Genomic DNA, 19329 nt, shown 5'->3' with positions numbered 1-19329 from the left:
CATGGTTTACACTTATTTAACGTCACTTGGCTTTAATATAAATGGTGGCAAAAGGCTCGTTCTGCACCACATCCACTAATAACTCTTTAATCAATTCCATTAACGCTAAAAAACTTACCACCACACCGGCACGGCCTTCTTCAAAATCAAATAACTGCTCAAAATGCAGGTATTCGTTACTGGATAGCTTAGCTAAAATTTGGCTCATTCGCTCGCGGGTGGAAAGTTGCTCGCGCTTTACATGGTGATCTTCGCTCGCGTCAATGCGTTTTAGTACCTCACCAAATGCACGTGCTAATTCTAACAAGGTCACATCTGGAGGTACAATAATAGGCTTGATGTTGGGTGCTTTGGCAGCACTGACTTGAAATACATCCCGCTCTAGTCGAGGTAATTCATCTAAATCGTATGCAGCCTGCTTAATCACTTCATAGGCTTTCAACTGACGAATAAGTACAACTCTAGGGTCTTCTTCCTCATCATTTTCTGTCACCATTTTAGGCAACAACAAACGTGATTTAATTTCAGCTAAGGTTGCTGCCATCACTAAATAATCGGCTGCTAGCTCAATTCTCGCCTCAGTTAACACTTCGATATAAAGTAAATACTGCTGAGAAATTTGCTGAATGGGTAAATCAACCACATCCAATTTTTGCTTGCGAATTAGGTATAAAAGTAAATCTAGCGGCCCTTCAAATGACTCTAGAAATACCTCTAATGCTTCTGGGGGAATAAACAAATCACTGGGCATAACGTCTAACGCTTTGCCGCGAACTATGGCTAATGGAAGGCTTTGTTGATGACCCTGCATAGCGCTCCGTTTGTTATGATTATTAGTGCGTAATGACTGTTTCTTCGCCCAATAAAACAGGCCCTAAAAGCGAACGCGCGATTATACGCATTAATGGATAAGGATTAAACAATTATCTACTCTATCGCTAATTGCTATTCAAATGCCGCCGTATCGCCAGCACCATAACGTAGAATGTTAATCTCACCTTCTGACATGTCAATTACGGTTGTTTGCTTTTCAGGCAAGTAACCACCCAATACGATGCCTTCAACTTGATGCTCAAGAATATCGCGAATATGTTCTGGATCAGACTCAGCATGCTCTTCATTAGGCATCACTAAACTGGTCGACATTAAAGGTTCACCCAAGGCTTCTAATAATGCTTGTAAAATCAAGTTATCCGGTACACGAATACCAATAGTGCGTTTTTTCTCACACTGTAAACGGCGAGGCACTTCTTTACTGGCTTTAAAAATGAAGGTGTATGGCCCTGGAGTGCAGCTTTTTAGCAAGCGATAAGCCTGGTTATCAACTTTTGCAAAATTGGCTAACTCAGACAGATCACGACACATCAATGAAAAATTTTGGTCATTATCAATCTGGCGAATACGAGCCATACGGGTCATTGCATTTTTATCGCCAATCATACAACCCAGTGCATAACCTGAGTCGGTTGGGTAAACGATAACCCCACCCTGCTTTAAAATTTCCACAACTTGATTGATTAATCTAGCTTGTGGGTTTTCTTCATGTATATAAAAAAATTGGCTCATTACCGTTCCATCCAAGATGCTGATTGCCAAACCCAAGTCACTCCTTGGGGTTGATATAAATTTTTACCTAATTCTATCCAGTTGCTTATAAAATGAAAATCACTGCCCAACGAGCCCATTAACTGGTGTTGGTGGCATAACGCAAGCAAGTTATTGCGGTCATCAATCGTTTGCTGGCCAAGCACGACTTCCATGGCGTCGCCGCCTGCTTCAGCAAAGTCTTTAACAAGTTTTTTAAGCCACTTTGCCGAGAGTTTATAACCGCTCGGATGCGCTAATACAGCAACACCACCCGCTTGATGAATAACGTTGATCGCATTTGCCATATCACCCCAGTTATTGGGGACATAACCTGTTTTACCACGGGCTAAGTAGCGTTTAAAAACACTGGGCATATCGCTAGCATAGCCGTTTTCAGCCAACCATCTGGCATAATGGCCTCGACTTAACGCCGCATCACCAGCAATTGCTTTGGCGCCTTCGTAGGCACCTTCTATGCCTGCTTTGGCTAAGCGTAAACCAATCTCTTGGGCGCGAACTTCACGCAGTTCACGTTGTGATGATAAGAATTCAAGTAACGCAGGCTGGGTTTTATCAATATTTAAACCCACAATGTGGATGTCAAAATTATTCCAACGGGTGGATATTTCGGTACCATCAATCAAATTTAATGGCTGTGCCTGTTGACTGTTAAATGAATGTGCTTCCGCTAGACCATCAATAGTGTCATGATCAGTAATTGACAACATTTGCACGCCTTTTTCAAGCGCGCGGGCAACAAGTTCTGAGGGTGATAACATGCCGTCAGATGCAGTTGTGTGGCTGTGTAAATCGGCCAAGATAGATTCTGTATTCATGCCGATATTGTACTTGATACTCCAAATAAAAGCTTTGTGTATGTGTAAATAAATCGCTAAATAAGAGCAAGATACCGCAATAAGACCATCTATAAGCGAATTTATTAGTCATTTATTAAAATAATGAATAATATTCAATTGACATTAAGCTCCAGCTAAGGTTTCCTATAGGCACTAAAACACACTTACTTAGATGACTTGCATGACACACTTTATCGCTTCTCAAAACATTACATGGTGGTGGCACTTCCCAAATTATCGGGTTGTGTGAAGCGTTGCGCTCATTTTAAGAGACAAAATTTTACAAGAAAGCCCGCAGAGATGTGGGCTTTCTTGTTATTTGGCCCACGCTCAGAGGCTGAATAATGATAATAATTTAGCGATGTATTTATTTAAGCGGTCATTCATTCCCCCTTAGATAACTCAATCGACTCAGAATCAAACGAAGGCAGTACTATGAAACATGATCAAATAGCCCAGGTTAACACGGTAAAGCAGTCATTGACCTATCATGCAGACCCTTTAAGTCTTTATGAACATGTCACCCAAAATGCTCCACATACTATGTTGTTGGAATCAGCTGAAATTGAGAGTAAAGACCATCTTAAAAGTATCGTATTAACCCACGCAGCATTAATGATCCGGTGCGATAGTTATCAGCTAACGTTTACAGCCTTGAGTACAAACGGCCAAAGTTTACTCAGCCCTATAGATGAATACTTTGCAGCGCAATTTAGTAGTCACAATAAGTTAGCCGATAATAGTTTAGTTATTCAATTAACCAAGGCCACCAGTCTGCAAGATGAAGATGCCCGGTTAAAATCAACGTCTCCGCTTGATGGTTTACGGGCACTGGTTAACCATATTCATACCGACACATCGCCTCAATTTGAAGATTTATTCTTAGGCGGCGTGCTTGCTTATGATTTAATTGATACCGTTGAACCATTGCCTATGGTGCCTAATGCCAGTAACGAATGTCCTGATTATTTATTTTATCTCGCTGAAACCCTTATATTGATTGATCACAAGCTACAAAAAGCCGATATCATCAGTCAACAGTTTAACCAAGATACTGCGGTTATATCGCTGCTTGCTGCGCAACGAAAACAGATAATAACCCAGTGCCAAACCATTGCCGCAGCAAAGCCGTTAGTGGCTATCAACACTACAGAGACGGTTAACATTAGCGATGAAGAATACAAAAAGACCGTTATCGATTTAAAAGAACACATCGTTGCTGGTGATATTTTCCAAGTGGTGCCATCACGTAGCTTTAGTTTGCCTTGCCCCAATACACTGGGCGCTTATCGTGCATTACGTAAAACCAATCCTAGCCCTTATATGTTTTATTTTCGCGGTGCAGATTTTACCTTATTTGGCGCTTCCCCTGAGTCAGCACTGAAGTATGAGGCGGCTAATAATCAGGTTGAAGTTTACCCTATTGCGGGTACTCGTAAGCGCGGTAAAACACCTGAGGGAGAAATTGATTTTGATCTAGACAGTCGTATTGAATTGGAACTGCGTTTAGATAAAAAAGAGTTATCAGAACATCTAATGTTAGTTGACTTAGCCCGCAACGATATTGCCCGCATCAGCCAAAGTGGTAGCCGCAAAGTCGCCGAACTATTAAAAGTTGACCGTTACTCCCATGTGATGCACTTGGTCAGCCGCGTAACAGGTCAACTGAGACTAGATTTAGACGCCCTGCACGCTTATCAAGCGTGTATGAATATGGGCACGTTAGTCGGCGCGCCAAAAGTACGCGCATCACAGTTAGTCCGTCAGGCTGAGCAAGCACGCAGAGGCAGTTATGGTGGTGCTGTGGGTTACTTAAATGGCCTGGGCGATATGGATACCTGTATTGTGATCCGATCAGCTTTTGTTAAAAATGATATTGCTCATATTCAAGCTGGTGCGGGGGTGGTTTTTGATTCAGACCCACAAGCTGAAGCTGATGAAACCCGCCAAAAAGCACAGGCCGTGATCACCGCAATTAAACTAGGAGGCGGACTATGATAAATTCTAACGGCTTAGATAAACAGAACGCCACTCAGTACACTCAAAAAATGAAACTGTATTTACTCGATAACTTTGACTCTTTTACCTATAACCTGGTTGATCAATTTAGAAGCCTAGGTTTTGAAGTGGTCATTTACCGGAATGACGTTAGCGCCGAATATTTGGCAGAAAAGCTATTGAATGAAACCCAGCAAGCCGCATTGGTGTTATCTCCCGGCCCTGGCGCCCCTCACGAAGCGGGCTGCATGATGGCATTGATTGGTAAAGTCGCGGGCAAAGTGCCTATGTTAGGCATTTGTTTAGGCCACCAAGCCATGGTGGAATATTACGGCGGAAAAGTAGAGCGCGCACCTTTTGTGGTGCACGGTAAAGCCAGCCCGACAGTGCATAACGGTCAAGGTGTATTTGCCGACCTTCCCTCGCCTTTACCCGTTGCGCGTTATCACAGTTTAGTGGCCACAAGAGTGCCTGATTGCCTTGATATTATTGCTACCACAGATGATATGCCAATGGCGATTTTACATGATGCCCACAAAGCCGTGGGATTCCAATTTCATCCAGAATCGATTTTAACCACTCTTGGCAGTCAATTACTGACCCAAACACTGACGTATTTAACCACGACCTCGATGTCTCAAGGAGGCCAATAATGTCTATGCCAACTGAATCAATGCAGACGCTGCTTGATAGCTTGTATCAAGGAAATGCGTTAACCCGTCAGCAAAGCGCCAGCTTATTTGCCAGCATAGTGGCTGGTGAAATGGATCCAGTCACTATGGCGGGAATGTTAGTCGCATTAAAAATGCGCGGCGAAACCATAGATGAAATCACCGGTGCTGCAGATGCATTACGTCAAGCGGCCAAAGCTTTTCCTCGCAGCAATCAATCTATTATTTCTGGCGTGGTTGATATTGTCGGCACAGGTGGTGATGGATTTAACACCATCAATATATCAACCACAGCGGCTTTTGTTGCAGCTGCAGCTGGCGCTAAAGTGGCCAAACACGGTAATCGCGGCGTATCAAGTAAGTCGGGCTCATCGGATCTACTTGCCCATTGCGGTATTGGCTTGACCATGACACCTGAGGCCTCAAGTCACTGTATCGACACCCTCGGATTATGTTTCTTATTCGCGCCGCATTACCATGCGGGAGTCCGTCATGCAGTGCCAGTTCGCCAGGCGCTAAAAACTCGCACCATATTTAACATTTTGGGGCCATTAATTAATCCGGCAAAGCCTGAATTTATGCTGCTTGGGGTGTATTCTCCTAAATTGTTAGCGCCTATCGTTAATGTGCTCAATGCATTGGGCGTAAAACGCGCCATGGTTGTTCATGGTAGCGGCCTAGATGAAGTGGCTTTACACGGCGATACTCAGGTGGCAGAGCTAAACAATGGTAATATTCGCTTTTACACCCTAACGCCGGAAGAATTAGGCGTAACCAGGGCGGATATCAATTTATTAACCGGCGGTGAACCAAGTGAAAACGCCCAAATAACCCAAGCTATTTTACAGGGTAAAGGCGAGGCTGCACAACGTGATGCTGTGGCGATTAATGCCGGTTGTGCCCTTTACATCAGTGGTGTTGTTGACTCAGTTAAAGCGGGAACTCAGCTGGCGCTAACTACCTTAGCTAGCGGTAAAGCGCACCAGGTACTAACACAATTAGCCACTATAAGCCAAGCGACAGAGCCAACTCAAGTGCACGCGCAAACTCAAGGGTAACGCCAAATGAATCAAGCTAAGCAACACCCAAAAGAAAGTAATGTATTAACTAAAATAGTGGATACCAAAGTCGCCCATATTGCCGCCCTAAAGCTGCGTTTTCCAGAAGCGACATTGCAACCCAAAATATCTGACCGCAGTTTATTTGAGGCGCTAAAACAGCCTAATGCGCAATATATATTTGAGTGTAAAAAAGCCAGTCCATCAAAAGGGGTTATTCGTCCTGTTTTTGATGTGGAAGCCATTGCAGATACTTATACCAAGTATGCCGCTGGCATTTCAGTCCTCACAGATGAAGAGTTTTTTCAAGGTGATATGGATTATATTCCTCAAGTACGCGCCCGTGTTACTCAGCCTATTTTATGTAAAGACTTTTTTGTTGATGTATACCAGGTCAAATTAGCTGCCCATCAGGGCGCTGACGCAATATTGTTAATGCTTTCAGTACTCGATGATGAACAATACCGACTACTGGCAGAAGAAGCTGCAAAGTATCAACTAGATACATTGACTGAAGTCAGTAATGAAGACGAATTACACCGAGCGATTGATCTTAATGCGCCTATTATTGGTATCAACAACCGTAACTTACGTGATTTATCGACAGATTTGGCTACTACAGAACAATTAGCGCCGCATATTCCAGCGGATCGGGTAGTGATAAGTGAATCAGGCATTTACTCGCATGACCAGATAAAACGTCTCAACCCTTTAGTTGACGGTTACTTGGTTGGCAGCTCAATTATGGCGCAAGAAGATATTGATTTAGCGTGTCGTCAGTTATTATTTGGCAACAACAAAGTCTGTGGCTTAACCCGTATTGAAGATATTAAAGCCGTCGCCGATTTAGGCGGTGTTTATGGCGGCTTAATTTTTTATCCTAAATCACCACGCGCAGTCGATTTACCCCAAGCTAAAGCCTTAGTGGATCAAATGGGTGTTCAGGGAATTAGTCTTAATATGGTAGGTGTATTTGTTAATGCCGACGCAAAAGAAATAGTCGAAGCCGCTAAAATGCTCTCTTTACATGCGGTGCAATTACACGGCAGTGAAACAGAACTCGAAATAGCCGCATTAGCTGAGCAGTTTAGAGGTTTAAATATTAATTGTGCTATTTGGAAAGCCATTGCCGTTGACAGTAACAGTGGCGACATTGGTGTTACGCCAAAGGGCGTAAACCGTTACTTGTATGATAGTAAAAATGATAATCAATTTGGCGGCACGGGGCAGGCTTTTAACTGGCAATTATCTATCGAAAATAAAGATCAAGCTATGTTAGCGGGTGGCTTAAATGCCAGTAATGCCTACGAAGCCAGCCAGCAAGGGTTCTACGGATTAGACTTTAACTCAGGTGTAGAATCACACCCTGCTCAAAAGGAATATTCATTATTGGCACAGGTATTTAGCGCCCTTAGACGTAACTAACATTGCTAGCAGTGACTAGTTGTATGCAGTCATCAATGACTCACAGTAAAGGATTAATTGAACCCATTTAGGATATCGCTGCTTGACTAGCGATATTCACAAATATCCGATTTTAACTTCGAATCGACAACTGACTCAAAAACAGAATCGATTTAGCAACAGGACAAGATTATGGACGAGCTCCAGCTTAACCCTTATTTCGGCGAATATGGCGGTATGTATGTACCTCAAATTCTAGTACCAGCTTTAAAGCAATTAGAAACTGCCTTTGTAGAAGCTCAACAAGACCCTGAATTTCAAGCAGAGTTTACTGACCTGCTAAAAAACTATGCGGGTCGCCCAACCGCGCTGACACTTACCCGTAATTTAAGCCCTAACCCATTAGTAAAAATCTATCTTAAAAGGGAAGATTTACTCCACGGCGGTGCCCATAAAACCAACCAGGTATTGGGGCAAGCATTATTGGCTAAGCGTATGGGTAAGAAAGAAATTATTGCTGAAACCGGTGCCGGCCAACACGGCGTAGCAACCGCCCTAGCCTGTGCATTATTGGACCTTAAATGTAAAGTTTACATGGGTGCAAAAGACATTGAACGTCAATCACCCAACGTATTTAGAATGAAATTAATGGGGGCTGAGGTGGTACCTGTGACGTCTGGTTCATCAACCCTCAAAGATGCTTGTAACGAAGCAATGCGTGATTGGTCTGGCAGCTACGATAAAGCACATTACCTGTTAGGTACTGCAGCAGGCCCTCATCCATTCCCGACCATAGTGCGTGAATTCCAACGTATTATTGGTGAAGAAACCAAAAGGCAAATTCTTGAAAAAGAAGGTCGCCTACCGGATGCGGTTATTGCCTGTGTTGGCGGTGGTTCAAACGCTATTGGGATGTTTGCCGACTTTATCGATGAACCGTCAGTTGAACTTATTGGTGTCGAGCCAGCAGGTAAAGGCATTGATACGCCTATGCACGGCGCCCCGCTTAAACACGGTAAAACCGGTATTTTCTTTGGTATGAAAGCCCCACTAATGCAAGACAGTCATGGTCAAATAGAAGAGTCTTACTCAGTTTCTGCCGGACTTGATTTCCCCTCTGTTGGTCCACAACATGCTCACCTTAATGCTATTGGCCGTGCTAGATATGAATCAGCCACCGACGATGAAGCATTAGAAATGTTCCAATTATTGGCTCGCAAAGAAGGTATTATTCCTGCGCTTGAATCAGCTCATGCACTTGCCTATGCCGTGCGTCTAGCAAAAGAAGCCACCAAAGAAACCATTTTAGTGGTTAACTTATCAGGTCGTGGTGATAAGGATATTTTCACCGTAGCAGACATTTTAGCAGCCAAAGCACAGGAGAGCGGCAATGAGTAATCGATATCAGGCAGCCTTTGCTGCGTTAAAAGCAAAAAAACAAGGTGCCTTTGTCCCGTTTGTGACCATTGGTGACCCTGGTTTAGATATTTCTCTTAATATCATTAAAGCCCTAGTTGAAAGTGGTGCTGATGCACTGGAATTAGGTTTTCCTTTTTCAGACCCACTTGCTGATGGCCCGGTCATTCAAGGCGCTAATTTGCGCTCGCTAGCAGCAGGCACCACACCTGACGACTGCTTTGAATTAATCGCTAAGGTTCGTGTGCTTTATCCAGAGTTACCCATTGGCTTATTACTTTATGCTAACTTAGTATTTTCAAATGGTATTGACAATTTTTATGCCAAAGCACAGGCGGCTGGCGTCGACTCAGTACTAATTGCCGACGTACCTGTGGAAGAATCTGCGCCCTTTATTGCCGCAGCTAAACAGCATAATATTGCACCAATATTTATAGCGCCGCCAAATGCAAACAGCGACACATTAAAGCAGGTGAGTGAGTCTGGTGAAGGTTATACCTACTTATTATCCCGTGCTGGCGTAACAGGCACTGAGTCTAAAGCAGGCGCACCGGTTGAACTTATTCTGGCAAAATTAGCTGAATTTAATGCGCCGCCGCCACTATTGGGTTTTGGTATTGCTGAGCCCGCACAGGTCAAAGAAGCGATCAAAGCTGGTGCTGCGGGTGCTATATCAGGCTCAGCTGTGGTTAAAATCATTGAAACTCATCAACATGATGAAGTTAAATTACTGACAACACTTGCAGAGTTTACCAAAAAAATGAAAGCTGCCACGGCTTATTAAGTAAACCTAATTAGCTAATTATAATTGGAATAGATAGAATAATGGAGCCGCTAAAGGCTCCATTATTTTTACACTGCTATACTGATTTAAATGACTAAAATTGAAAAGGACACCATGGCTAAAACTGTATTGCATTTAATGATATCGATAGGCTTACTGCTCTTTGTTTACGGAGACGCTGAGGCCATCGACATTGAAGAAATCACTGAAGTGAAATATAACTTATCGGTGCAGTTTGTCGACCCTAAACAAGCCTATTATATTGCTTTACTTGAACTGGCTTTACAAAGAAGTGAATCAAAGTACGGCGCTTACAAAATGACACCTGTGGTTATCGAAATGCCACAAGCCCGTACCATCAAATTAGTTGAATCAAACCAGCATATAGACATTGTATGGACCATGACCTCTATAGAACGAGAAAACCAGCTGCAAGCAGTCTATATACCGTTACTTAAAGGCTTAATGGGTTATCGCATAGGTATCATACGCAAAGGCGAACAAAGTCGTTTTAGTGGGATAAATTCCCTAACGGAATTTAAACGTATTCTTATTGGCCAAGGCTCAGACTGGCCTGATACAGATATTTTACAGCAAAATGGTTTTAGCGTAATTTCAGGTTCTGCCAGTAAATTATTAGCCATGTTAGCCAAAAATCGCTTTGACTATTTCCCCCGCGCAATACATGAACCTTGGGATGAATTGTCCCGCAGGGATGACATCGAATTAGAGCAACATTTGTTATTGCACTACGCTGCCCCCATTTACTTCTTTGTTAATAAGCAAAATAAACCATTGGCTGAACGATTAGAGTTTGGGTTACGCCAAACAATTGATGATGGTAGCTTTGATGAACTACTTTTAAATCATCCTATTACAGCAGGTATAATAGAGAAGGCTCAGTTACACAAGCGCAGACAATTTGAAATAGCCAATCCCCTTTTATCGCCCAAAAGCGCGGCATTATTAAATGATGCCAAATTATGGTTAACAACACTAGAAAGCGCTCAATAACATTAAATATCAATGCGATTAATCTCGACAACCTTACAATCAACTTAATGACCACAGCTAAATTTATTGATTAGTTTATCTGTCTACTGCAGTTATTTTATCCATCATAATTGATGAAAAAATGTTAATTATCAAACACCGTTTTAGCCGTGGTAAAGGTTCTCGATTAACCTTATTGCATGGTACACTCTCAGCTTATTTTTTCATGCAATCGACTTTGCAGCCAACAGTGAATTTTATCTAACATGAAACAATTGCTCGATTTCTTACCCTTAGTTATTTTTTTCGCCGTGTATAAATTTGCCGATATTTATACCGCGACAGGCGTACTTATCGCCGCCACAGCAGTACAACTTATGGTAACGTACCTACTGTATAAACAAGTAGAAAAAATGCATCTCATTACCTTCGCTATGGTGACGGTATTTGGCTCATTAACTTTGTTTTTTCATGACGATGCCTTCATAAAATGGAAAGTCACTATCGTCTATGGACTGTTTGCCGTAGGGCTAGGTGTTAGCCAATTAATGGGCAAGTCAGCACTAAAAAGTATGCTAGGCAAAGAGATGATTGTCCAAGATAAGATCTGGGCTCAGGTAACCTGGTATTGGGTTAGTTTTTTCATTATTTGCGGTATCGTTAATATTTATGTCGCCTTTAGTTTACCGCTAGAAACCTGGGTTAATTTTAAGGTGTTTGGCTTAACCGCATTAACCCTAATTAATACTGTAGTCACTGTGGTTTACTTGTTTAAACACATGGAAAATCCACCGGAAGATCAAAAAAATTAGTATCACTGTAATCGTTATTAAGGACGATTACAGTGCGTTTTATTCAACAAAGTTACACAGCAAATTTACGAACAAATGGAGCCTTGACTATGTGGTATATGATCTCTTCTCAAGATGTTGAAAACAGTTTAGAAAAACGTTTATCAGTCCGTGCCGACCACCTTGCACGTTTACAAGCTTTAGCTGACGAAGGTCGCTTGTTAACCGCAGGGCCACATCCAGCCATTGATAATGAAAATCCAGGCGATGCAGGCTTTACCGGTTCATTAGTGATTGCTGATTTTGCCTCACTAGAAGAAGCGCAAGCCTGGGCTGATGTTGACCCATATATTGCTGCAGGTGTTTATAAAAGCGTGATTGTTAAACCGTTTAAACGAGTCCTTCCATAATGAAAATTGTCTCATTTAACATCAATGGTATTCGAGCGCGATTACATCAATTACAAGCATTGATTGATAGCCACCAGCCAGACATTATTGGCTTACAGGAAACAAAAGTGCATGATGAAGCATTTCCACTGGCCGATGTTGAAGCCATGGGTTACAAGGTGCATTATCATGGTGGCAAAGCCCACTATGGCGTAGCTATGTTGTCTAAAGTCGAGCCTATCAAGGTCATTAAAGGCTTTGAAAGCGACAGCGACGATGCACAGCGCCGTTTAATCATTGGTCAATTTAGTCAACCAAATGGCCGAGTATTAACTGTCATCAACGGTTACTTTCCCCAGGGGGAAAGTATTCACCATGAAACTAAGTACCCTGCTAAGCGCAAATTTTACCAAGATTTAATGACCTACTTAACCACTCACCACACCCCAGATGAAGACATTGCTGTGATTGGTGATATCAATATTTCACCACTTGATTTAGATATCGGTATTGGTGAACCTAACGCCAAGCGTTGGTTAAAATCAGGTAAGTGTAGTTTTCAACCTGAAGAGCGTGAATGGTTAAAGACCTTATTAGACTGGGGCTTTGTTGACAGTTTCCGTCAATTACATCCAACACGTACTGAGCGTTATTCATGGTTTGATTATCGCAGCAAAGGCTTTGATGACAACCGTGGGCTGCGTATTGACGTTGTGTTAGCAACTAAATCGTTAGTGGCTAATGTGGTTGAGTCTGATGTCGATTATGAGTTACGCGGCATCGACAAACCCTCTGATCACGCACCGATCTGGAGCACGTTTAAAGCATAAACAACGGCTCTAATGTTTGTGTTTTACCCCATTAAAAAAGGCCTAACCGATGAGATTAGGCCTTTTTTGCTAATGCTATCTACAGAAATAACACTCAGCTTTCCATATGAAAACTGAGACTATAACAACAAAGACTATGACAACTGCGCGATATCAAGGTGTTTTGCGGCTAATTCAGCACTTGCTTGTGGAAGGTAAGGTACGTAACCTAAATAAGGTACTGTCATCATTTGTTGTAAGCTTGCCAAATTAGCGGCTATCTCACTCATGTTTGCATCTACCTGATTAGCCACCCAACCAACAACCTTTAAGCCATCGGCTTCAATCGCTTGTAAGGTCAATAAAGCATGATTCAAACACCCTAGCTTCATACCGACCACTAAAATAACCCCGACTCGTTCGGCATTATGGGTTTGTACATAAGCATCCAGTTGCTTAACACTGTCCGACAAATACTGGTTATTGCCTAAAGGTAATCGCCAGCCACCCGCCCCTTCAATTAAAGCGAAATCTGCCGCTAAAATTGGTGTTGCCAGTAAAGCTTCTACTACCTTAGACGCCGATAATGTTACATCTATTTGAGCAGCAGCAATATGCGGTGCAATGGCTGGATCAAATGCAATAGGATTAACCTGTTGGTAGCTTAAGCCCATGTTTGATTGTGCCATTAACGCTTGCGCATCTGGGTTTCTTAATCCATCAGGCGTTAATACGCAGCCCGATGCGATGGGTTTAAAACCACACTTGTTACCTTGGGCCAAAGAAAGCAACGCTGAAGAAATTAAGGTTTTACCGCTATCGGTATCGGTACCCGTCACAAAATAAATCATGTTCCGCCTACTTTATGTAAATGCAAAATTAACGCTTTTTCGCGTGGATATAAGCTATGTGGTAGGTCAAAGGAATGCCTTTTTCGGTGGCGAGACCTTGTGCTAACACCACCCGCTCTAGCCAGGCGGATTTTGATAACATCGCCCGCGATTGACTGCCAGCTTGCCCAGCTGATGCCCCAACGCCTTTAATTGAATACAATAAACTGCGTAAACTATCAAAATATACGGTTACTTTTTCGACCTTAGCCTGTAAAACCATCCAATTGCTGTTGCAAGATTGCATCGATGCATCTTTAACACCAAACGCGCTTAACAGGCTGGGCATACTGGCAAATTGATTGGTTCTAAAACCTAATGTTTGTAGTTCAGGTAAACTGCCATCGGCTACTATGGCGAGACTACAAACACCGTTATCCACTAACACGCGCTCAATTTCATTAACTGCTTTGGGGAAATCATCACACCATTGCAAGGCAAGATTTGAGTAAACGCTGTCAACACTATTAGCGCTAAGCGTCAAAGATTGCGCATCACAGTTAAGGGTTGAGTATTGAGGGTAATTCAATCTGACCTGCTCTAACATGCCAGCGGCAATATCTATTGCAGTGACGTTCGATACCGATGAAAAATCACTAAAGCAGGTACCAGGGCCACAGCCAATATCTGCCAGATGACCTGTTAATATGGCATTACCCTGTAATGTTTTGGCGGTGATCCGCTGTAACACATCATGTTGTTTATAAAGACTGGCCGCATGGGAAAAGGTATCGGCAACCGATTTATCTAACATCTATTGATTCTCAATTGGCTGATCTATTAACAACAAAGCAAGCTCGGTTACAAGTTGGCGAATTTGTGCAGACGTATGCTTAGCATTTAGGGTAATGCGTAATCTGGCAGAACCTTGAGGTACTGTGGGCGAACGTATTGCCCCTACCTTAAAGCCTTTTTGAGCCAGCGATTCTGCCACCGTCATGGTCGATGTATTATCGCCAATAATAATAGGTTGAATTGCTGTGTTTGACTCAGTTAACCCAATACCCGCTTGCTCTGCTAAACGTCTAAATAAGGTAATATTGTCATTGAGTTGCATAAGGCGTTCGGGCTGCTGTTCAATCAATTTAAGCGCAGAAAAAGCCAAATATGCATTAGCCGGTGACAAAGCTGTTGAATAAATATAATGGCGGGCATTGGCCACTAAAAAATCAATCACTTGCTGGCTCGCTAAAATGGCTGCGCCTTGGCAGCCTAATGCTTTACCAAAGGTAACCACTTGAATATCTGCATCAGCTGCTGTTAATCCCTTGGCGCTTAACACCCCAAAACCGTGGGCATCATCGACGATTATCCAGCTATTATGTTGCCGACACAGCGCGCTTAAATCACTAATGGGCGCGCAATCGCCGTCCATACTAAAGACACTTTCGGTGATTAATACACTATTAGGATTTTTAGTAAGTAGGCGGGCAGCACTGTCTATATCGTTATGCAGATAACGCAGCAACTTCGCGCCACTGTCCACAATGCCATCAATAATAGAAGCGTGTACCAGCTTATCGGCAATCACTGTATCGGTACTTGAAAACAAGGTTTTCATTAATGCGTTATTAGCACTAAAACCAGAGCAAAAAAGCATGCCAGCTTGATGACCTGTCATCTCACACAGTTTTTGCTCAAGCATTGCATGTGCCTGACCATAACCGCTAACTAATGGCGATGCTTTGCTGCCAACACCATAGGTTAATGCGCCTTGATAAAGCGCATCGGCAAGTTCGCTGGCGTTAGCTAAACCTAGGTAATCATTGTGACTAAAATCGATAAACGATTCAGCTTGATCCACGTTGGCATTAAGCTCATGACGTTGTCGCAGCAAGCCATTTTCTTGCTGCTGCGCCATTTGCTGAGCCATTTTATCCGTGAGAGGATGCGCCATCAATTTGCCGTATTGTTGTCAATAATAAGCTTACAGTGCCGCGGCATCGTAAAATTGTTGAGTTGCTTTAGCAGTTTGCGCGCTGGCCTTGGCCACCATTTGACTGTCTTGATCAATATTGGCTACAGGGCCCTGTTCAGGGTGTAGTCCTAAACGTTTAAACAAGTTCATGTCATCATTTTCTTCAGGATTTGCAGTCGTTAATAACTTACATCCGTAGAAAATTGAGTTTGCCCCAGCAAAGAAGCACATTGATTGCAATTCATCGCTCATGCTTTCACGCCCTGCCGATAAACGCACTCGAGACTTAGGCATAATGATGCGGGCAACGGCAATGGTGCGCACAAATTCAAGTGGGTCTAAATCATCTATTTTTTCAAATGGCGTTCCCGCCACTTTCACTAACATGTTAATTGGCACTGAATCTGGGTGTTGGGCTAAATTAGCTAACTGCTGTAACAAACCTGCGCGGTCAGTGGCTTTTTCGCCCATGCCGACAATCCCGCCAGAACAGACTTTCATTCCTGATGAACGCACGTTCGTCAGTGTATCTAAGCGGCTTTGATAAGTGCGAGTGGTGATCACATCGCCATAATATTCAGGCGAGGTATCTAAGTTATGGTTGTAGTAATCAAGCCCTGCACCAGCCAATTGTTCAGACTGCTCTTTTGATAACATGCCAAGTGTCATGCAAGTTTCCATGCCTAAAGCACGAACATCTTTTACCATTTGAGTTAAATATGGCATGTCTTTGTCGCGCGGGTTACGCCATGCTGCGCCCATACAAAAACGTGATGCCCCAGCGGCTTTAGCACTTTTGGCTTCAGTTAATACTTTTTCAATTTCGAGTAAACGCTCTTTTTCAAGACCTGTGTCGTAACGTGCGCTTTGTGGGCAATATTTACAGTCTTCAGGGCACGCACCGGTTTTTATCGATAATAAACGGCTGATCTGTACTTCGTTAGGATCAAAACTTTCACGATGAATACTGTGGGCTTTAAACAGCAAATCATTCATTGGCAATGCAAATAACGCTTCAATTTCAGTTTTTTGCCAATCATTGCGAACTTCAGCTAACGACATGGATCATTCCTTTATTTTGATTTTATGTTGGCTAGGATACCTGTAGCCCGTAAACTGTCAACGCAGCGCCCACCACCAACTTTACTAATGGTTATTTTATGAGCAACCCAAGCGTATTACAACAACCAAAAACCGAATCAAGCATTGATTACGCCTTTGACCGCCAACATATTTGGCATCCTTATACGTCAATGACTCAAGCTATGCCTGTTCATGGCGTGGTGTCTGCGCAAGATTGCGAACTCGTGCTGGATAATGGCCGTAAGTTAATTGATGGCACAAGCTCGTGGTGGGCATGTGTTCACGGCTATGGTCACCCGCATATTTTGGCGGCGATGCAACAGCAGCTTCATCAATTAAGTCATGTGATGTTTGGCGGTATAACCCATCAACCCGCTATTGACACCAGTAAGTTGTTAGTCGAAATGACTTGCTCGAGATTAACCAAGGTATTTCTGGCCGATTCAGGCTCTATTGCGGTTGAAGTGGCATTAAAAATGGCACTGCAATACTGGCAAGGACGTAATCAGCCTAACAAGCAGAAAATAATGACCGTAAAACGTGGCTATCATGGCGATACCTTTGCCGCCATGAGCGTATGTGACCCTGAAGGCGGTATGCATACTATGTTTGGTGACAATGTCACCCAACAGATCTTTATTGCTGCCCCGCAAACCCCGTTTGGCTTCAGTGCAGCATTAGCCCCTCAATTGCCATTAAATGATCAAGGCTTAGCCATTGAAGATGAAACCGCATTAATCACGGCTTTTGAAACCCACCATCAAGATGTGGCCGCGATTATTATCGAGCCCATTATGCAGGGCGCTGGCGGAATGCGCTTTTATTCTCCGGCATATTTAACCCGATTACGTCAGCTATGTGATCAATTTAATGTCTTACTGATATTAGATGAAATCGCCACAGGCTTTGGTCGCACAGGTAAATTATTTGCCTATGAGCATAGCAATATTGAGCCCGACCTACTGTGCTTAGGTAAAGCGCTCACTGGCGGTTATATCAGCCTTGCTGCGACTATGTGCAGTGATGAAGTAGCCAAAGGGATTAGTGACTCGCCCGCGGGGATATTTATGCATGGGCCGACGTTTATGGCCAACCCCCTCGCCTGCGCCGCAGCAACAGCAAGCTTACAATTAATTAATCAACAGCAATGGCCAGCGCAAATCAATATGATTGAACAACAAATGATCACTGAGCTTGCAGAGGTAATTGAATTTGAGCAGGTAAAAGATGTACGCATATTAGGCGGCGTGGGGGTGATTGAAATGCGCCACACAGTCAATACCGCACAATTACAGCAGGCTTTTATCGAGCAAGGGGTTTGGGTTAGACCTTTCAGCAATTTAATTTATATTATGCCGCCCTACACCATTAGCTCTGCGCAATTAAGCCAATTGACCAAAGCAATGAAAGTAGTCGCCGCGAGTATCTCAGAACCGCAAAGGGTCGCACCGAAAAAAGTGACTAAAAAGGAATTTATTAGCCATGGGTAAATGTCGATTGTTAGTTGTTTTTGTTTTATTGATCTCTCCATTGGCTCAAGCTCAATGGCAGCAAAAAAGTTTTCATGTTATGGGCACCCAAGCCCATGTTGAGTTCTGGTTGGGCGACAGTCAAACCCAAGCCACTGCCGACATGTTGATCAGTCAAGTTGAACAAGAAATGCAACGCATTGATGAAACAATGAGTCCCTATAAGGACACCAGTGAGCTCAGCCTAGTTAATCGTCAAGCGGCGCTCGAAGCGGTGATTATTAGCAAAGAGTTATTTGAGTTACTGCAAGACGCTTACAAGATTGCAGAGTTAACCAAAGGCACATTTGATATCACCTATGCCTCGATTGGTTACCAGTATGATTACCGCCAACACAAAAAACCCAGCCAAGCTTTTATCGATAAAAATCTCAGCGCCATTAATTATCATTCGGTAGAACTCGATACTGATAACTCATCAGTCCATTTTAATCACCCAGCGGTTAAAATTGATTTAGGTGGCATTGCCAAAGGTCATGCTGTGAAAAACTGCCTCGCAATACTCAAACAAGCCGGTATTGAACATGCATTAGTGAGCGCTGGTGGCGATACAGGCTTACTGGGTGATAGGCGTGGTAGACCCTGGTATGTTGGTATAAAACACCCAAGGGCAGACGATAAAACTGCAGTTCAACTCCCCCTCAGTGATGAAGCTATCTCAACCTCAGGTGACTACGAGCGCTACTTTATCGAAGATGGCGTACGGTTCCATCACATCATCAATCCTAAAACGGGTGATTCAGCCCGCAATGTAGTTAGCGTATCGATTATTGGCAAAAATCCCACTTATGTAGATGCGCTTTCAACCGCGATTTTTGTCAAAGGATTGCAAGAAGGGATGACACTGATCAATCAACTCCCCGAATACGAAGCGATTATTATCGATAACCAACAAACTTTACATGTGTCTGAAGGCTTACTGCAAGATTAAATACATGAATAAACAGTATAATACTGACTAATATCATTGACGGTTTGTCGAAAAATAACCACAGGTTGACCTTATTTAGCGCTGAACTGTTTTCTGACTAATATCCCATCACGGCATAAAGTTAATTAGCCTCAATCAATATAATGGGGCTTGACCCACAACGATTATATTTGAATAACTCTATAGCCGTGACCAATAATTTTTGATAACAGCGAGAACTG

General features: G+C 43.0%; 19 protein-coding genes. 12 read left to right on the top strand and 7 right to left on the bottom strand.

Going from position 1 to position 19329, the window contains the following annotated elements; translation table 11 throughout:
* Positions 1 to 22: 22 nt before the first annotated feature.
* The 3 genes from ACRWP9_RS09430 to rnm all read right to left on the bottom strand — a co-directional run bounded on the left by ACRWP9_RS09430 (position 23) and on the right by rnm (position 2423).
* Positions 23 to 811: a segregation and condensation protein A gene (locus ACRWP9_RS09430; protein ID WP_226410315.1), complete on the bottom strand. Its 789-nt coding sequence runs from the start codon at positions 809 to 811 to the stop codon at positions 23 to 25.
* Positions 812 to 945: 134 nt separating this feature from the next.
* Entirely contained in the window at positions 946 to 1566 is a 621-nt protein-coding gene (locus tag ACRWP9_RS09425; protein WP_226410316.1) for an L-threonylcarbamoyladenylate synthase, read from the bottom strand.
* Positions 1566 to 2423, bottom strand: coding sequence for an RNase RNM (gene rnm, locus ACRWP9_RS09420; protein ID WP_434928874.1), 858 nt, complete (start codon positions 2421 to 2423; stop codon positions 1566 to 1568). Before rnm ends, ACRWP9_RS09425 begins: the two co-directional genes overlap by 1 nt.
* Positions 2424 to 2879: 456 nt before the next feature.
* Here rnm and ACRWP9_RS09415 point away from each other — a divergent pair, with 456 nt between their 5' ends.
* The 10 genes from ACRWP9_RS09415 (at position 2880) to xthA (ending at position 12778) form a co-directional block, all read left to right on the top strand.
* Positions 2880 to 4442, top strand: a complete 1563-nt coding sequence (locus ACRWP9_RS09415) for an anthranilate synthase component 1 (protein ID WP_434928873.1) — start codon at positions 2880 to 2882, stop codon at positions 4440 to 4442.
* A 50-nt stretch (positions 4443 to 4492) separates the two neighbouring features.
* Entirely contained in the window at positions 4493 to 5095 is a 603-nt protein-coding gene (locus tag ACRWP9_RS09410) for an aminodeoxychorismate/anthranilate synthase component II (protein ID WP_434928994.1), read from the top strand.
* Between the two features lie 5 nt (positions 5096 to 5100).
* Positions 5101 to 6171 carry an anthranilate phosphoribosyltransferase gene (gene trpD / locus ACRWP9_RS09405; protein WP_434928992.1) on the top strand — a complete coding sequence of 357 codons (1071 nt, stop codon included), beginning with the start codon at positions 5101 to 5103 and terminating at the stop codon, positions 6169 to 6171.
* Between the two features lie 6 nt (positions 6172 to 6177).
* Positions 6178 to 7596 (top strand): bifunctional indole-3-glycerol-phosphate synthase TrpC/phosphoribosylanthranilate isomerase TrpF, encoded by a 1419-nt coding sequence (gene trpCF, locus ACRWP9_RS09400; RefSeq protein WP_434928872.1) that lies wholly within the window; start codon positions 6178 to 6180, stop codon positions 7594 to 7596.
* A 171-nt stretch (positions 7597 to 7767) separates the two neighbouring features.
* Positions 7768 to 8973: a tryptophan synthase subunit beta gene (gene trpB, locus ACRWP9_RS09395; RefSeq protein WP_434928871.1), complete on the top strand. Its 1206-nt coding sequence runs from the start codon at positions 7768 to 7770 to the stop codon at positions 8971 to 8973.
* The gene (trpA, locus tag ACRWP9_RS09390) at positions 8966 to 9775 is read left to right on the top strand and encodes a tryptophan synthase subunit alpha (RefSeq protein WP_434928870.1); all 810 of its coding nucleotides are present in this window, start codon (positions 8966 to 8968) and stop codon (positions 9773 to 9775) included. The genes trpB and trpA overlap by 8 nt, the downstream gene beginning before the upstream one ends.
* Positions 9776 to 9889: 114 nt before the next feature.
* Positions 9890 to 10789, top strand: a complete 900-nt coding sequence (locus ACRWP9_RS09385) for a substrate-binding periplasmic protein (protein ID WP_434928869.1) — start codon at positions 9890 to 9892, stop codon at positions 10787 to 10789.
* Between the two features lie 245 nt (positions 10790 to 11034).
* Positions 11035 to 11580, top strand: coding sequence for a septation protein A (locus tag ACRWP9_RS09380; RefSeq protein ID WP_434928868.1), 546 nt, complete (start codon positions 11035 to 11037; stop codon positions 11578 to 11580).
* A gap of 89 nt (positions 11581 to 11669) precedes the next feature.
* Entirely contained in the window at positions 11670 to 11969 is a 300-nt protein-coding gene (locus tag ACRWP9_RS09375; protein WP_434928867.1) for a YciI family protein, read from the top strand.
* Positions 11969 to 12778, top strand: coding sequence for an exodeoxyribonuclease III (xthA, locus tag ACRWP9_RS09370; protein ID WP_434928866.1), 810 nt, complete (start codon positions 11969 to 11971; stop codon positions 12776 to 12778). The genes ACRWP9_RS09375 and xthA overlap by 1 nt, the downstream gene beginning before the upstream one ends.
* A gap of 134 nt (positions 12779 to 12912) precedes the next feature.
* On the opposite strand, the gene bioD is transcribed toward xthA, so the two are convergent.
* Genes bioD through bioB form a run of 4 tightly spaced genes read right to left on the bottom strand, consistent with a single transcriptional unit; the run spans position 12913 to position 16627 of the window.
* Positions 12913 to 13605, bottom strand: coding sequence for a dethiobiotin synthase (gene bioD / locus ACRWP9_RS09365; protein WP_434928991.1), 693 nt, complete (start codon positions 13603 to 13605; stop codon positions 12913 to 12915).
* Positions 13606 to 13636: 31 nt separating this feature from the next.
* The gene (locus ACRWP9_RS09360) at positions 13637 to 14401 is read right to left on the bottom strand and encodes a methyltransferase domain-containing protein (RefSeq protein WP_434928864.1); all 765 of its coding nucleotides are present in this window, start codon (positions 14399 to 14401) and stop codon (positions 13637 to 13639) included.
* A complete protein-coding gene (locus tag ACRWP9_RS09355) occupies positions 14402 to 15544 on the bottom strand; it encodes an 8-amino-7-oxononanoate synthase (RefSeq protein ID WP_434928863.1) in 1143 nt (380 codons plus the stop codon).
* Positions 15545 to 15574: 30 nt separating this feature from the next.
* Complete coding sequence (bioB, locus tag ACRWP9_RS09350) at positions 15575 to 16627, bottom strand: biotin synthase BioB (RefSeq protein ID WP_434928862.1); 1053 nt, start codon at positions 16625 to 16627, stop codon at positions 15575 to 15577.
* A 98-nt stretch (positions 16628 to 16725) separates the two neighbouring features.
* Between bioB and bioA the strand changes: the two genes are divergently transcribed.
* Both bioA and ACRWP9_RS09340 read left to right on the top strand, forming a co-directional pair.
* On the top strand, positions 16726 to 18138 hold the full coding sequence (gene bioA, locus ACRWP9_RS09345; protein ID WP_434928861.1) for an adenosylmethionine--8-amino-7-oxononanoate transaminase: 1413 nt from the start codon (positions 16726 to 16728) through the stop codon (positions 18136 to 18138).
* Entirely contained in the window at positions 18131 to 19108 is a 978-nt protein-coding gene (locus tag ACRWP9_RS09340; RefSeq protein ID WP_434928860.1) for an FAD:protein FMN transferase, read from the top strand. The genes bioA and ACRWP9_RS09340 overlap by 8 nt, the downstream gene beginning before the upstream one ends.
* Positions 19109 to 19329: the final 221 nt, after the last annotated feature.

The sequence above is a fragment of the Shewanella sp. HL-SH2 genome, assembly GCF_051164935.1.
Taxonomy (GTDB): Bacteria; Pseudomonadota; Gammaproteobacteria; order Enterobacterales; family Shewanellaceae; genus Shewanella; species Shewanella glacialimarina.
Note: the sequence above shows the minus strand (reverse complement) of the source record. Positions and strands in the feature narration are given on the sequence as shown.